The sequence below is a fragment of the Streptomyces sp. Z423-1 genome (genome assembly GCF_013009255.1).
GTDB classification, from domain to species: domain Bacteria; phylum Actinomycetota; class Actinomycetes; order Streptomycetales; family Streptomycetaceae; genus Streptomyces; species Streptomyces gossypiisoli.
In genome coordinates, this window is the sequence record NZ_CP053109.1 from 4,064,839 (window position 1) to 4,079,614 (window position 14,776).

9 protein-coding genes and 2 pseudogenes are annotated in these 14,776 nt (G+C 69.5%); 7 read left to right on the top strand and 4 right to left on the bottom strand.

The window, feature by feature from the left end; translation table 11 throughout:
• Positions 1-546: 546 nt before the first annotated feature.
• A complete protein-coding gene (gene ltrA, locus HJD23_RS18110) occupies positions 547-1,788 on the bottom strand; it encodes a group II intron reverse transcriptase/maturase (RefSeq protein ID WP_171109603.1) in 1,242 nt (413 codons plus the stop codon).
• A gap of 727 nt (positions 1,789-2,515) precedes the next feature.
• Positions 2,516-3,325 (bottom strand): transposase family protein, encoded by an 810-nt coding sequence (locus tag HJD23_RS18115; protein ID WP_171109602.1) that lies wholly within the window; start codon positions 3,323-3,325, stop codon positions 2,516-2,518.
• 79 nt (positions 3,326-3,404) lie between these two features.
• On the opposite strand from HJD23_RS18115, the gene HJD23_RS18120 reads away from it, so the two are divergent.
• The 4 genes and pseudogenes from HJD23_RS18120 to HJD23_RS18130 form a co-directional block, all read left to right on the top strand.
• Positions 3,405-4,181, top strand: a complete 777-nt coding sequence (locus HJD23_RS18120; protein WP_232108384.1) for a hypothetical protein — start codon at positions 3,405-3,407, stop codon at positions 4,179-4,181.
• 182 nt (positions 4,182-4,363) lie between these two features.
• Positions 4,364-4,855 (top strand): mobilization protein, encoded by a 492-nt coding sequence (locus HJD23_RS18125; RefSeq protein ID WP_171109601.1) that lies wholly within the window; start codon positions 4,364-4,366, stop codon positions 4,853-4,855.
• Positions 4,852-5,055, top strand: a pseudogene (locus HJD23_RS43850) (mobilization protein); the annotation flags it as partial. The gene HJD23_RS18125 and the pseudogene HJD23_RS43850, both read left to right, overlap by 4 nt.
• 68 nt (positions 5,056-5,123) lie before the next feature.
• A pseudogene (locus tag HJD23_RS18130) lies at positions 5,124-5,327 on the top strand (sensor histidine kinase); the annotation flags it as partial.
• Here the strand turns inward: HJD23_RS18130 and HJD23_RS18135 are convergent.
• Complete coding sequence (locus tag HJD23_RS18135) at positions 5,308-6,150, bottom strand: hypothetical protein (RefSeq protein WP_171109600.1); 843 nt, start codon at positions 6,148-6,150, stop codon at positions 5,308-5,310. The pseudogene HJD23_RS18130 and the gene HJD23_RS18135 overlap by 20 nt on opposite strands.
• A gap of 101 nt (positions 6,151-6,251) precedes the next feature.
• Here HJD23_RS18135 and HJD23_RS18140 point away from each other — a divergent pair, with 101 nt between their 5' ends.
• The 3 genes from HJD23_RS18140 to HJD23_RS18150 all read left to right on the top strand — a co-directional run bounded on the left by HJD23_RS18140 (position 6,252) and on the right by HJD23_RS18150 (position 12,366).
• Positions 6,252-6,419, top strand: coding sequence for a hypothetical protein (locus HJD23_RS18140; RefSeq protein WP_171109599.1), 168 nt, complete (start codon positions 6,252-6,254; stop codon positions 6,417-6,419).
• Positions 6,420-6,937: 518 nt separating this feature from the next.
• Positions 6,938-8,899 (top strand): M14 family zinc carboxypeptidase, encoded by a 1,962-nt coding sequence (locus HJD23_RS18145; RefSeq protein WP_240980735.1) that lies wholly within the window; start codon positions 6,938-6,940, stop codon positions 8,897-8,899.
• Entirely contained in the window at positions 8,899-12,366 is a 3,468-nt protein-coding gene (locus tag HJD23_RS18150) for a S8 family serine peptidase (RefSeq protein WP_171109598.1), read from the top strand. The genes HJD23_RS18145 and HJD23_RS18150 overlap by 1 nt, the downstream gene beginning before the upstream one ends.
• Before the next feature lie 704 nt (positions 12,367-13,070).
• Here HJD23_RS18150 and HJD23_RS18155 read toward each other — a convergent pair.
• The gene (locus HJD23_RS18155; RefSeq protein ID WP_240980736.1) at positions 13,071-14,345 is read right to left on the bottom strand and encodes a serine/threonine-protein kinase; all 1,275 of its coding nucleotides are present in this window, start codon (positions 14,343-14,345) and stop codon (positions 13,071-13,073) included.
• Between the last annotated feature and the right edge of the window lie 431 nt (positions 14,346-14,776).

A 14,776-nucleotide genomic window follows, 5' to 3' on the forward strand; every position in this document is an offset into this window, starting at 1 on the left:
ACATCGCCCCCAACGATGGTGTCCCAACCCGCTCTTCATCCATGGCATCAGATCGGACTATCCCCAGGTAGGGCGGGACTCGGCCAGGGCAGCACCGATCGGTCCGTCGGCCAGCCGGCCACGAGTATCACCCTCTGTGACTCATACACTCTAGAGCGTGACGAGACGTAACGCTGGGTTACGGACATGCCGCAGGCCCTGGGGCAGGGCAGGCCAGAGGCTGGCAAGAATGGGCCTTGCGTCGTGCGTCACGTGGTTCTCACCTGCTGCGGAACGCTAAGTCAGTACGCGCGGCTCAGCCGAGGTCGAGCTGTTCGTAACGGTCGGGTTCCGCGGGCCCAGCGGGAAGGGCGGACTCAGGGGCCGCTGGCTGAGGCCCCGCAGGGAGCCATCTGGGAGCCAACCCGCTCCCCGAGCCCCTTCGAGACCACCCGAGACCACGACAGCCCGACGCGCTGGCGAGTAGCCGGGAGGGATCTCACCTCCCGGCTTTCTCAGAACCGTGCGTGAACCTCTCGATTCACACGGCTCCCATCATCCAGTCGATCAAGGTCTGACAAGCTTCCAGTGGGCGAAGAGGCCCGGGTAGAGCCGTGCGGCTTTCCCGAGGCCGTCCCAGGCCCTCATCCGGCGGCGCCGGAGTCGCTTGTACTTCTGCATGGCCCACCGCATCAGGTAGTGGTTGATGCGTTTGAGGCTCTTGACCAGCTCGGACGGGTAGAACCGCCCGTAGTAGCCGATCCACCCCCGCACGATCGGGTTGATCTCCCGTGCGAGGTCTGCCAGGGACGATCCACTGCGCAGGTGCAGCCGCCAGGACCGGATCCGGGCCCGGATCCGTTTGGCGGCCTCGTCGCTGATGGCCGGACTGAAGCTGAAGAAGTAGCTTCCGCTCCGCGTCCGGACCTTCCGCGACCGGAATGTGTACCCCAGGAACGTGAACGAGGTGTGTTCGTACGAGCCACACCTCTTGCCGTCCTTGCAGTACACGATGCGGGTCTTGTCAGGATGCAGCTGCAAGCCCCCGCACTGCGCCAGCCGCTCGCCGATCGCCTCGCGCACCCGGTGCGCCTCGGCCTCGGTGCGGCAGTGGACCACCATGTCATCGCAGTACCGCTCGAAGCGGACAGCCGGGAACTCCCGGGCCATCCAGGCGTCGAACGCGTAGTGCATGAACAGGTTCGCCAACAAGGGTGAGATCGCCGAGCCCTGTGGGCTCCCGCGATCCCGCGCGACCAGCACGCCACCGTCCTGCTGGAGCGGGGCCTTCAGCCAGCGCTCCACATACAGCAGGATCCACCGCTGGTCGGTGTGGTGGACCACCGCCTTGAGGACCAGGTCATGATCGAGGTTGTCGAAGAAGCCACGGATGTCGATATCGATCACCCAGTCGGTTCTCCAGCACCTCTCCCGGCACACCGCGAGCGCGTCCAGCGCGCTACGGCGGGGCCGGTATCCGTAGGAGTCGGGATGGAACAGCGGTTCCACCTCCGGCTCCAGGACCATGGCCACTACCGTCTGCGCGATCCTGTCCGCGACCGTCGGCACGCCAAGGATCCTGACCCCTCGTCCCTGCGGCTTTTCGATCTCCACCATCCGTACCGGCGGCGGGAAGTAGCTGCCCGACGACAGGCGATTCCACAGCTTGTAGAGGTTGCCCTTCAGGTCCGCCTCGAACTGCTCGATCGACTCGCCGTCGACGCCGGCCGCTCCCCGGTTCGCCTTGACCCTGAGATACGCCTCCCAGACGACATGCTTTGAGATCTCGAACGGCTTCGGCCCGCTCACCCGGCTCCTCCCGGCACCGCCGGTTGACCGCCAAGCAGGCCAGGATGACCCGTCCCCTTCGCTCCACCCGCATTACCGGGCTTCACCACTACTACGAGACGGTCCGCCCCCGTGCCCCGCGTCGGTACTCGGTCTCTTGCGGTGTTGGCCGCTTGGGGTTCTCCCTCCCGCCTCCGGGCTGGCTGCCCGGCGGCCGTATCGGGGCGACAGGTTCTCACGTTCCATGCAAGAGCCCGGGCCAGGCTCGCGCCGCCTACATGCCGGACGCCATCCGGGCAGTCAGCAGGCTCCCCCCGGACTTGTCCCAGGACCCTGGTCTCGCCCTGGTTTCGACGCCACTGGAATTTCTTACGACACGTCATCAGCGGTTCGCTCACGCTCGCCTTCCTGACCCACACCTGACGCAATCAAGGCCGCGCCTTTTCCCGCAGCGCTCACCACGACCGGCACTTAACCGGCGCAGCCTGCGGTGGTTTGGAGCCTCCCCCTGCAGGGCGACCCCGGAGGACCTACCTCCATCTCTCACACAGCACCGCTTCCGGAAGCTCCTACATCGACGCCTCCTTCAGCGTTCGTGACACACGACCAGGCAAAACACTATCCGCGCTGGCAAGATCAGCAACCGAACCTCATTCGGGACGAAGAGGTCGTGGGTTCAAATCCCGCCACCCCGACGCAGGTCAGAGGGCCATTCGCATGATCGCGAATGAGGTTTTCTCAACGGTGATCACTTCCAGATTCCGTTGAGGACGAGGGCGGCGCGGGCGATGTCGCCGATCCGGCTGGGGCTGAGCGTGACGTACTGCAGGGTGCGCCATCGCTGTTTGAGTTCGGCGGCGGTGCGCTCGCCCAGGGCTCGTACGTGCCGCACCAGGGCGTTGAACATGCGGGTGTCGGCGTGAAGTGCCTTTTCCGACTTGCCCTTTGGGCGGCGGACCGAGATCAGGATGCCGATACCCGCGCCGATGTAGCCCTTGTCCGCCAGGGTCGGCAGGCCCTGTGCCGCCGCCTTGTACAGGGCCTGCAGGACGTGGATGCGAGCTGCGGTGATGTCGGGGGTGGAACCGGGCTCGACGTCGGAGACCCACAGCGGGGTGCCGTCCGGGGCCGAAAGGAACTGGATGTTCCCGCCGAACGCCTTGTGTTTCTGGCTGAACCACAGGTCGTTCCCGTTGTCCCGGACGCCGGCGAGGCGGTCCGATTCGATCAGGGTGCCGTCCAGGATCAGGTGCGTCATACCTGCGCGCTGGCAGCGGCTCAGGACTTCGTGCAGGTCGGGGGCCTGGCCGGCGAGGACGTCGATGCCTTCGTGGAGGTAGCGGTAGCCGGTGGCCTGGGAGACGCCCGCGTCGCGGGCCAGGCAGTGCACGCAGCCGCGCTCGCGGAACCAGCGCAGCACCAGCACCGCCTGCCGGAACGGGCCGAGCGCCCGAGAGCCCTTCGGGGTGCCGATCCGGCGCCGGTGGGCGGCCAGCAGCCTGGCGAGGAACTCGACGACGTGGCGCGGGACGTCGAGCGTGGCAACATAGGTGACCAACGTGAAGCCTCTGGTTCAGCGGACGATCTTGTGAGAGAGACCTGTCCTACCAGGGGCTTCATGTCTGTCCGCGGCCCGGGTGCCACACCCGCTCGCCAGCAACGCCGCCAATCGCCCCGGCCCCGCAGAGAGCATCTCGCTGAGAAAACCTCAATGGCCCTCTTTCATGCCCGGGGGGCCAAACAGGGGGCCAAACGAATTTGACAAGAAGCGCGGCAAACGGCGGCGACGACGCCTGACAGAGCGCCTGCACCAGGCTCTGGAGCGGGCCGATGTCGACGGCGATCCGTTCCAGGACGAGCTGCTGCTGCGCAAGCTCGCCACCCGCAAGCAGGCCCTCGGCCTCGCCTCCCTCACACTGCCGCCACGCTGGCAGGCCCCGGCCTCATACACCGCCCGCGAATCCGGGCAGAGCCGCCAGGGCTCCGCCCGCCCGGCGTCAGTGCCACGGGCAGAGCAGAACGCTTCCCGCCCCCACCCATCAGACCCAGGCGACGACGACGTGCCTCCGGCTGCCCGCCCGCGGCCTGCCCGTTCGGCGCCAGGGCTGCCCGCCCGGGCAGACACCGAAGACAGCCCGCCGCTCACGGGCAATACCTCGGGCAGCGCTCCGGGCAGGCGCGAGCGGAAACCGGCTGCCCGGAAGAAGCGCAACGACGGCAAACCCCGCGCCTCCGACGAGGTCATCCTCAAGTACACCCGCCGCATGTACGAGGAGACCGGCAGCGTCGGACGCGACCGGGTGGAGGACGCCCTGCGCGTCGATGACTACACCGTTTCCAGTGACGACGTCGGACGAGTCGTCCGTGACTTCAAGGCCCAGGTCAAGGGCGAAGCCGACGCTGCACCTCGGTGATCCCCTCAGCACCAACGCTCCCCACCACGCCCCTCACGGAAGGCCCCATGTACTCTCCGCACCACCCAGACCCCACCACCCACGAGGACTCCCTGCCGATCACCCCTGCCCCAGGCGGAGCAAGTTGGAGGTCCGGACACTCCCCCGCAGGGGGAGCGCCCGAACCCGACCCCGCCCTGGGGGTGGCGGGGTCCGTCCGGCACCAGGGGGCGCCGGACGGGAAGGCTGCGACCGAGGACGGACCGCAGCCAGGCAAGGCCAGCGCGAAGGGCAAGGCCAGGAAGGGGAAGTCACGTCCGCGCGACAAGAAGCAGCGCCCCGCCCACAGCGTCCGCCTCAATGAACAAGAACTCGCCATCATCCAGTCCGGCGCCGACCACGTCGACATGAGCGTGGCCGGGTTCCTGGCCCACTCCGCCCTGGCCGCCGCCCGCGACCAGTCCCGCACCGCCGCGGCCATCGCGACCGAACGGGACATCCTGACCGCCCTGTTCGGCGTGCGCCGTCAGCTCGGCTGGGCCGGCAGCAACGTCAACCAGGCCGTCAAGGTACTCAACTCCGGTGTCGGCGCACCGCACTTCGCCGCCGCCCTCGCCGACCTGCAACGCGCCGCACAGGCCGTCCAGCGAGCGGCCGACAGGATCACCAACCGACAGGAGGATCAGACGGCTTGATCCCCCGGATCCACGAGCAGGGCAGCCGTACCCTCAGGCTCCTGCACTACCTGTACGGCAAGGGCACCCACGAGGAGCACATCGACCCGCACCTGGTCGCGTCCTTCGACGGCATGGCCCCCGACCCCGGCCGCGACCCTTCGGTCACGAAAAAGGACCTCCAGCACCTCCTCGACCAGCCCCTGTCCCTGCTCACTGCGGGTAGCTCCGGCCCGTGTCCTCGGTTTCCCCATCCGGATGCTCCACCGAGGTGTACGCGGCGCAGAAGGACGACGGTCCCGGCGTACCGCCGCAGTTCGCCGGGCAGCTGTTCCAGCCAGGCCGCCGTGCGGATCCGGCCGACGGGCACGGCGGAGCCGGCCTGGGGCTGCCGCTCGCGCGACGCCTGGCACGCTCTGCCGGCGGGGAGGTCACCTACGACGAACAGCACGCCCACGGAGCGCGATTCGTGGTCAGCCTGCCGGCAGGCTGACCCGGTCCCGCTCGGTGACGTCCTTCCGCGTCACCGTCAGGAACACCACGAGGCCGAGGATGACCGCCAGGAACAGCACGCTGGTGACCACCGTGCCCAGGCCGATGCCGCCGTCCGCGGTCGGCTGGGAGAGGTAGTCGCCCACCGAGGCGCCCAGCGGCCGGGTGAGAACGTACGCGATCCAGAAGCTCCACACCGCGTCGAACCCGAACGCGAAGTGCACCACGGCGACCACGGCGATCGCGAGGGCGAACAGCAGCGCCGACACCCAGTAACCGAGCGACATGCGCTCGGCAACCAGGTCACCGGCCGCCGTGCCGAGCGCGAAGGTGAACAGCACCGCGAGCCAATAGAAGGACTCACGGCTCAGGGTGTCGATGCTGTGAATGGACAGCGTCCGCTCACGCCTGTACCAGACGACGAACACGACCGCGAGGACGATCGCGAACACCGCCGTACTCAACTCCAGCGGCACGCCCAGGTTGTCGGTGAGGTTGTCGCTGATCAGCGTGCCGACGACGCTGATCAGCGCCACGGCCAGCCAGTACACGCCCGCACGGTAGGCGGTCGTACGGAACTGCCAGACCAGCACCAGCGCCAGCAGCACGCTCATCAGCAGCGACACACCGGTCAGGCCCAGGCCCAGCTTCTCGTTCAGCATGTCGGCCGCGGTCTCACCGACCGTCGTGCACAGCACCTTGATCACCCAGAAGTACACCGTGACTTCGGGAACCTTGTTCCAGCGCAGACCATGTTCACGAGCGGCGGTCGCGGAACCGGGGGCTGCGGGTATGTCGGACGTTTCAGAGGTCTCGTATGACATGAGGCCGACCGTGCCACCGGCTGCCTGAACGCATCCTGACTGACGCATCGAGAACGCCGGTCACCGGACTTGCCCGCGCCGACCGGTGAATCGGGGTCTGGGTGTACGTACCCGTCCGCTCGGAGACGATCCGGCTGCTGTTCTTCGCGGCCGCGTACCTCCGGCCGGAGTCGGCGGACAGCTCGAGCCCGATCTCGCCGGAGAGCCCGGTCGGCGTCGCCTTCACGGGGAGGACTGCGAGTGCCGTCGCGATCGAGATGCCTCGCTAGGCACAGTTATGTGAACGCCCACAGGAAAAGCCCGATGCTCAGGGCGGAAACGAACAGGCCGCACGTCCCCCCTCGCTCCGACGACGGATGCGTGGACACTGCCAACGATGCAGCGTATGGCATGTAAGCGTCAATCGAACGCTGGACCACCACGACGCGATGCAGTCGACAGCACGAAATCCTGCCTGCAAACCTGTGTACGGGCTGTATCCGGAGGGGTAGGTTCTGTCCGCCACCCCCACATGATCGGGCAACGCCCGGTGAACCGGCCGCCCACAAGGCGTGCCCGGGACAGCCGGCGTGCCTCCTAACGAGCAGGAGGTCATGTGGTTGGTTCATCCCGAGGACTGGTTGGTTCATCCCGACAACTGGCTGGTTCCTCCCCACGATCTCGCAGACACAGACTGATCGCCTGCGCCCTGGTGGTGACCGCTGTCGTGGCCGGTTGCGGCCTGGCCCCCGCTTCGCCGGCACCGGCCTCAGCGGCGGCGGACGGCTTTCGCCCGCAACTGGTGACAGTGAGCACCCCGACACGCGCCGACAAGGACCGCCTCGTCGCGCTCGGCCTCGATCTGACCGAGCACGCCGGCCACGACTATGTCGAGGTCGTCCTGCACCGTGCGGCCGACGAACTGGCGTTGGCCGGCGCGGGCTTCGACTGGCGGGTCCGAATACCGGACCTGATGCAACGCGAGTCCGACGTCAACGCCGCGAACCGCGCCTACGCCGCCGCCACCGCGGTCTCGCCCCTGCCCTCGGGACGGGACGCCTACCGATCACTCGCCGGCTACAACGCCGACATGGACCGCCTGGTCGAGGAACATCCAGGGCTTGTCAGGAGGTTGACGCTTCCCCGTAAGAGTCTTGAAGGCAAGTCCGTGTATGCGGTGGAGATCGCGCATGACGTGAACGCCCCCGAGGACGGCCGGCCCGTCTTCCTGATGATGGGGCTGCACCACGCCCGTGAATGGCCCTCCGGCGAGCACGCCATCGAGTTCGCCTTCGACCTGGCACGCAACTATGGCAGCGACGAGCGCATCACCTCCCTGCTGAAGAAAGCACGGGTGATCATCGTGCCCGTGGTCAACGTCGACGGCTTCGAGAAGTCCTTCAACGACGGGCAGTTGGTCGATCTGCGGACTGTCGACGAGGGTGGCACCGCGTCCATCCTGGCCACGCCCGGCAACGCGTACAAGCGCAAGAACTGCCGTATGGCCGACGGCCTGGCCCCGCTCGCGAACGAGTGCGCCCTCGCGAGCAGCCCCGGCGGCTTCGGCGCGGGCGTCGACCTCAACCGCAACTACGGTGGTTTCTGGGGCGGTCCGGGCGCGGCGGCCGAGCCCGTCGACGCCACCTACCGCGGTGCCGGGCCGTTCTCCGAGCCGGAGACGCAGAACATCCGCGAGCTGATCAGCGGGCGGCAGGTCACCGGGCTCATCACCAACCACACCTTCTCAAATCTGGTGCTGCGTCCGAACGGCGTCGCGCCCGACACCACCGGTCCCGACGGACTGCCTCTCGGCGACCCGCCGGACGAGGCAGCGATGAAGGAACTCGGTGACCGGATGGCGGCGCAGAACGGCTACACCAGCCAGCACAGCTGGCAGTTGTACGACACCACCGGAACGACCGAGGACTGGTCGTACAACGCGACCGGCGGCTACGGCTACACCTTCGAGATCGGGCCGGACGAGTTCCACCCGCCGTTCCCGGAGGTCGTCGACGAATACCTCGGCGCGGGCGAGTACGCGGGGAAGGGCAACAGGGAGGCGTTCCTGCTCGCGCTGGAGAACGCCGTCGACCCGGCGGCGCACTCGGTCATCACCGGCAAGGCGCCCGCCGGAGCCACGCTGCGGCTGAAGAAGACCTTCGCCACGCCCACCTGGTCCGGCGCCATCGCGGACACCCTGGACACGACGATGACCGTCGGCGCGGGCGGCGGCTACACCTGGCACGTCAACCCCTCCACCCGGCCCGTCGTCAAGGCCCGCCAGATCCGGGTGGTCGACTCCGAGCCGCTGAAGCGGCAGACGTACACGGGTACGACGCTGCCCGCGCAGCCCACGGAGCGGGAGTTCACCGTCGACCGGGCCGCCGACCTCCTTCAGGTGCGGCTCGACTGGCCCACCCCGGACGATCTCGATCTGTACGTGCTGCGCAGGAACGCCGACGGCACCCTCACCGAGGTCGGACGGTCCACCGGGTCGGTCGGCGAGAAGGAACGTGTGCTCCTCGACTCCCCCGCGCAGGGCGACTACGTGCTGCGGGTGGAGAACTGGGCGTCCGCGGCACCGAGTTGGGAGCTCACCGCCTCCCTCTACGACGCCACCACCGAAGAGGTCGGCGGGCTCATCGAGAACTGGACGCTCACCTGCGAGAAGAACGGCAAGGTCCTGCAACAGCTGCCCGTCGTGGTCGACCGCGGCCAGCGCGTCAAGGCCGATCTGAAGACCTGCGCGCAGAAGTGGAGCCAGAGCTGATGAGACGCGCGCGCATACACTTCCGGCGCCTCGCCGCCGTCACCTCGCTTGCCCTGTCCCTCTCACTGCTCCCCCTCACGGGCGCCACCGCGGCGCAGGGCCCGGGTGTCACGGTGTCCTCGGTCGGCGGCCAGCAGGTCACCGAGGACGGCACGGTCAAGCAGCCGCTGAGCGGCACGGTGGACGTGGCCGGCACCGCCCGCACCGGCAGCCCACAGCAGCCCGCCGATCCCGCGCCGCTGCACGCCGACGCGGGCGACAGCCCCTTCGTCACCGCAGGCGACAAGGCGCTGCTCCTCGGCAGCGCCTACGGCGGTACCGCTCCCTACACCTGGTCCTGGACCGCCGAACACGGCAGGCTCACCGGCGCGGACTCGGCGAGCCCCGCCTTCGACACGACGGGGCTCGCCCCGGGCACGTACGACGTCCGGCTCACCGTCACCGATGCCGCGGGCGTCAGTACGAGCGACACCGTCAAGGCTGTCGTGGGCGAGCAGACGAGCAGCGAACTGCTCGACGAGACGAAGGCGGACCCGACGCCCGGCGTCTTCCCCGCCGGCCAGAACGTCGAGTTCCCCTTCGACGTGCCCTCCGGCGTGCGGTCCCTGGACGTCACTCTGTCCTGGACGACACCGGAGCAGGACTACGACCTGCGCGTCACCGACCCGTCCGGGAAGGTGGTCGCGCAGTCGGAATCGTCCGGGCACCCGGAGCAGACGTCCGTGGCCGACCCGGCCGCGGGCACCTGGAAGGTCGTAGCCGTCAAATGGGCCACCGTCACGGCCGACGTGACCGCGCGGGTCGTGGCCCGCAGGCTCACCGCCGACCCGCGGCCCGAGGTGAGGGCCGGGGGGCCGTACAAGTTCGAGACGGGCACCGAGCAACGGCTCAGCGGCACCGTCACCGGCGGCACGAACCCTGTCGACGCGGCCTGGGACCTGGACGGCGACGGTCGCTTCGACAACGGTACGGGCACCACCGTCACCCCGGAACTGCCCGACGGCCGGCACCTCGTCACCCTCAAGTCGACCGACGCCCGGGGCCTGGAACGGCGCGAGACCACCTCCGTGCTCGTCGGCGACGCCGACCGGCTGGACGCGGCGCCGCCGGTCACCGTCATCGGCGTCGCCGACACCGGCATCAACCCCTACCACCTGGAGTTCTCCGCCCGCACCTACCCCGACCCGGACGTGCTGGCGCTGACGAAGAACTTCACCCGGCACCCCTCGGAATACATCCCCGGCTACCCGGCCTCCGCCCCCGCGATCCCCGTCACCCTCGGCAAGGGCTACCTGCCCGAGGAGGACCAGGATCTGTGGACCGGCGGGCGAGTGAAGGGCGGACTGCTCCACTGGATCCCCGGAACGAAGATCATCGGGGCGTACTCGTCGAGCGTCGACGGCACCCATCCGGTCCTCGACGACCACGGCCACGGCACCGGCTCCGCCTCCGTCTCGGCCGGCAACCGCTACGGCTACTGCCCCACCTGCCTGCTCGTCATGGTCGAGGGACTCGACGAGACAGTCGCCACCAAGTACCCCTGGGTCGACATCACCTCGCACTCCTTCGGCTACGTCGGGGGCGCCCCCGTCGGCCCCGTGCTCAGCGGCGAGGAAGTCACCAAGGAGGCCGCCGAGCGCGGCCAGACCGTCCTGTTCGCCGCGGGCAACGGCGTCGGCAACGCCTTCGACGTGCCCGTCAGCACCTGGCACTCCGACCAGACCGGACCCGACTGGAACATCACCGTCGGCGCGCTGCGCCGCGACGACCAGCGGGCCGTCATCGGCGACGGCATTCCCGTACACCTGTCGTCCTGGGGCATCGGAAGCCTTCCCTCGGCCTGCCACACCGGAGTCCTGTGCCAGGACCAGTTCAGCGGCACCTCGGCCGCGACGCCGTACACAGCCGGCGTCTTCGGAACGACACTTCAGCGGGTGCGCGAGGCGATCGGCGACGCACGGGCCGGGCAGAAGAGCGGCCAGGTCGTCGCCGAGGGAGCCGCGCTCGACGGCAGCGAGTACCTGCGGGACGGCAGGCTGACCCGGGGCGAGCTGCGCGAGGCCGTCCTGAAGAACGCCTTCCCGCTCGGCGAGGACAACCTGCCGTCCGCGAGCTGGCCGCTCGCCTCACCGCACACGGCCGGCAACGTCCTCTTCGAGGGCTACGGCGCCGCCACCCCCGAGACCGCACGCCGCGCCACGGACGTCCTGCTCGGCCGCACCCTGCTACCCGAACGCCCCGTCGAGGACGACTTCTTCGCCGCCGACCGGTCCGTACGGGACAGCATCTGGGGCGGCTACGACCGGGACGGGGACGGCACCGAGGACCCCGCCCCGCTGCCGAGCGGCGTTTCGGCGGGCCTCGACGACGTGGCGACGCTGGACGGCACGCTGGGTGTACTGCGCCGGACGCTGGCCGCGCAGCAGAACCGTGAGCCCCAAGGGACGTACTCCGAGCGGGCGTTCAGCTACTACCTGCACCAAGGGCCCGACTGCGGCGCCGAGCGGACCATTGACCGCACCGACCGGGCGGGCGACGCGGACAGCTGCCCCGTCGGCGACACCCTGTCCTCCGTAGCGCCGTATCTGCCGACCGCCGCTCACCCGTCCACCGACACCTTGGACGCACCGCTCGCCGCGGGCTCGAAGGTGCGGGCCGAGCTGTACGTGCGGACGCGCGCCCCGGCGGCACTCATCGGCCCGTCCGTCGTCCTGCTCGCCACCGACCGGGAGATCGGCCGCGGCAAGGCCACGACCCAGCCGGTCACCGGCGCCTGGACAAGACTCACCATCGAGTTCGAGACCGCCCGGCACGCCTTCACCGGGGAACAGCTCACCGTCCAACTGCTCTCCGACACCACCGCCCTGCTCTCGGTGGGATACGAGGGCTACCACGCCACCAGGCTCACGCTCGACCCGGCCGCGCTGCCGCCCTCCGGCCTTGCATTCGGCGCCACCATCGAGGCACCCGCGAACGGCGGCGAAGTCCGCGAGGGCGAGACGGTCGTGGCCGGCGGCCGGTTCACCTTCCCCGACGCCGGCACCGACCCCGAAGGTGTCGGCGGCCGTCCGGAAACTCGCCGGGTGCAGGTGTCCGTGGACGACGCCGGCTTCGCCTCCCCGCTCTCCGCGGAACTCGACGAGGCCACGGGTACCTGGCGCGTCCACGTCGGGCGCCTCGGCGCGGGCGAACACGTGCTGTACGCCCGCGCGGTGCGGGACGGCACTCCGTCGCAGGCCACACGGACGAACTTCCGGGCGGTCCCCGACGCCCGCGTCGAGTGGCAGGTCGTCAGCCGCAACGCCCCCGTGGACCCGGCCGCCTGGCGTCCCGCCGAGGGTCTCGCCGACTGGTCGTTCCGCCTGACCACGTCCTCCTACGGCGCCGGCCACCGCACCATCGTCGTACGTCTGGTGGAACGCGGCACCGAGACGGCACGCGACAGCGTGCGGGTCCGCTTCCGCTGACGCGGCACACTCCTCCGAAGTATCCGGGCGGGCCGGACCTGCGGGGCTCCGGCCCGCCCCGGTGTTGCCGACCTTCTTCTTGATCAGCTGCCCGTGGCCCGTCAATGAGACAACGGCCTCTTCGGCGATCCGGGCGATCCCGAGTCGGCGATTCAACAGTGCCATCGGCCGACACCGGCAGGGTAGGTGCCGGACTTGATGTCCCGGTGGAACACGCCCTGCTGGTACCCGGCGGACAGACCCGCCGCGATCCGCACCGACACGCTCGTCAACCGACACGTGCGGACCACGCGCCGACTGCTCTGAGGAACCGCCTTCCGGTCAGGGCCTAAACGGTCCTGACCGGAAGATCTGTGCACGCGCGAGGGCCCCACCCGGACGTCCGACCGAGACCGGCCGGACGCATGGCCCGTTCGTGTGCGTGCTTCAACCACCGGTCTTCGCCACCCGTGCCCACAGCGTGACGCCACCCTCAGCCCGGAGTATGTCGCGCCGGACAGTTCGACGGTCCGCAGATCGGTGACACCAGTCACGGCGGTCCGCAGGATCTCCATGACCGCCCTGGCTTCCCGCCGCCTCGACCCTGAGCCCTTGAGGCCGCTGCGAGGTGAGCGCTCGATGCGGACGCCAGCGGGACAGCGAGCACTACTCGGTGGGCAACAGATGGGGCACGGACCAGGCGTCCCACTGACGCAGGTGGGCAGTCACGGCTTCGGCTTGTGCTTGCCGGGCCTTTTCTTGGCGGACGTCGGCGTCGGTGAAGGCTCGGTGGGCGTAGCACTGCTCGGCCGGGCTGTGGGAGTGGTGGCGGCCATGGAGTCGTGCCCTGTCGGGAGCAGGGTGGGGGTTGCGGAAGGCGCGGGTGGTGGGGAGGTCGTGGTGACGGCACCGGTCTCCTGTGAGAGCGAGGGGTCAGTGGCCGCCGTGGGCGTCGGCGTGGAGGCGGACGGGGAGCGGGCAGGAGTTCTTGCCGGGCCGGTCGCCTCGCTGTGCGGGGTCGTTCCTACCAAGACCGAGGCAGCGAAGAGGACCACCCCGCCCATGCCGAGGAGCACCGCGGTGCGTGATCTGGCGGGCCGTCGCGCCCGGTGCGTCGTCGCAGCCGGAGAGGCAGCGAGGGGGGTGGTGGGCGCCGCGGCCGACCTCGGCTGCGCGGGCGATGCGGCGGGTCCGCTGTCCAGCCAGGCGGCGAACCAGTCGGCGACGCGTTCTGCGGTGGGCCGCTGTCCGGGTTCCTTGGCCAGCAGGCGAAGCAAGTAGTCCTCGAAGCTGCCGGGCAGCCCGGGCCGCAGCTGACCGAGCCGCGCGGGGACGGTATGGACATGCTGGTGAACGACAGCCGCGGCGGTGTCCCCGCCGAACGGTGGTCGGCCCGTGAGCAGTTCATAGAGGACGCAGCCCAGCGAGTAGACGTCGGAGGCAGGGCCGGCCGGACGTCCCACGGCGCGCTCGGGGGCCAGGTAGGTGCTGGTCCCCAGGAACTGCCCGGTGGTGGTCAGGGACAGTGCGGTCTCGTCGGCGATGCGCGCGATTCCGAAGTCGGCGATCTTCACGGTGCCGTCGGAGGAGAGCAGCAGGTTGCCGGGCTTGATGTCCCGGTGTATGACGCCCTGCTGGTGTGCTGCGGACAGCCCCCGCGTAATCTGGGTGGCAAGGTCGGCGACGTGCTGGGGAGCCAGTACACCATGGGCGGCCAGTTCCTCGGCCAGACTGCGGCCGTCGACGAACTCCATCACCAGGAAGAGCCGCCCCTCGTAGGACCCGGCGTCGTACAGGGCCACCGTATGGGGGTGGTTCAGCCGGGCGGCGATCTCCGCCTCCCGGCGAAAGCGCAGGCCAGCCGCCTCGTCCGCCTCGGCAGCGAGCAGTTTGACAGCCACTGTCCGACCCAACGCCTCGTCCACGGCGCGCCAGACGTCGCCCATACCGCCCCGGCCGAGGCGCTCCTGCAGCCGATACCGCTCCGAGACCAGCACCACGTCCCCCGTCTCCGCACCCGCTTGCTCCGGCCGCTGCCCGTCTGCATGGCAGCCCCACAAACACACGCCGACCCGTCACCGCATTCAGCTCACACAGAGCGCCCTGCGTCACAGCAGCTGGTTGACCGGGCGTTTCTCTCGGGGCATCTCGACAGCTCCACGAGCTGCGTCGGCTTCGAGCCGTGATCGCGCCTCCTCAGCGATGACACCCAGGCGAAGTTGTCCGCCCTGGAGCGACGAGACGATGAGCCACGCCGAGGCAGGCCGCGAGACGCCGGAGGAAGTTCTTGTCCGGCACGTCGGCACCTGACGAACCTGCCAGGAGCGCAGCAGGCGCTGGGGCACGTCCACCGAGGTGGTGTAGCGACGGCCACTCGGGGGACTCGATCGCGCTCGGCCATCCTGCCCACCGAGAAGGCACGGGCGCCGCA

What these genes read in the sequence shown, in the direction of transcription:
- HJD23_RS18150 (WP_171109598.1), top strand. Translation starts at nt 8,899, where the DNA reads ATGAGACGCGCGCGCATACACTTCCGGCGCCTCGCCGCCGTCACCTCG.
- HJD23_RS18135 (WP_171109600.1), bottom strand. Translation starts at nt 6,150, where the DNA reads ATGTCATACGAGACCTCTGAAACGTCCGACATACCCGCAGCCCCCGGT.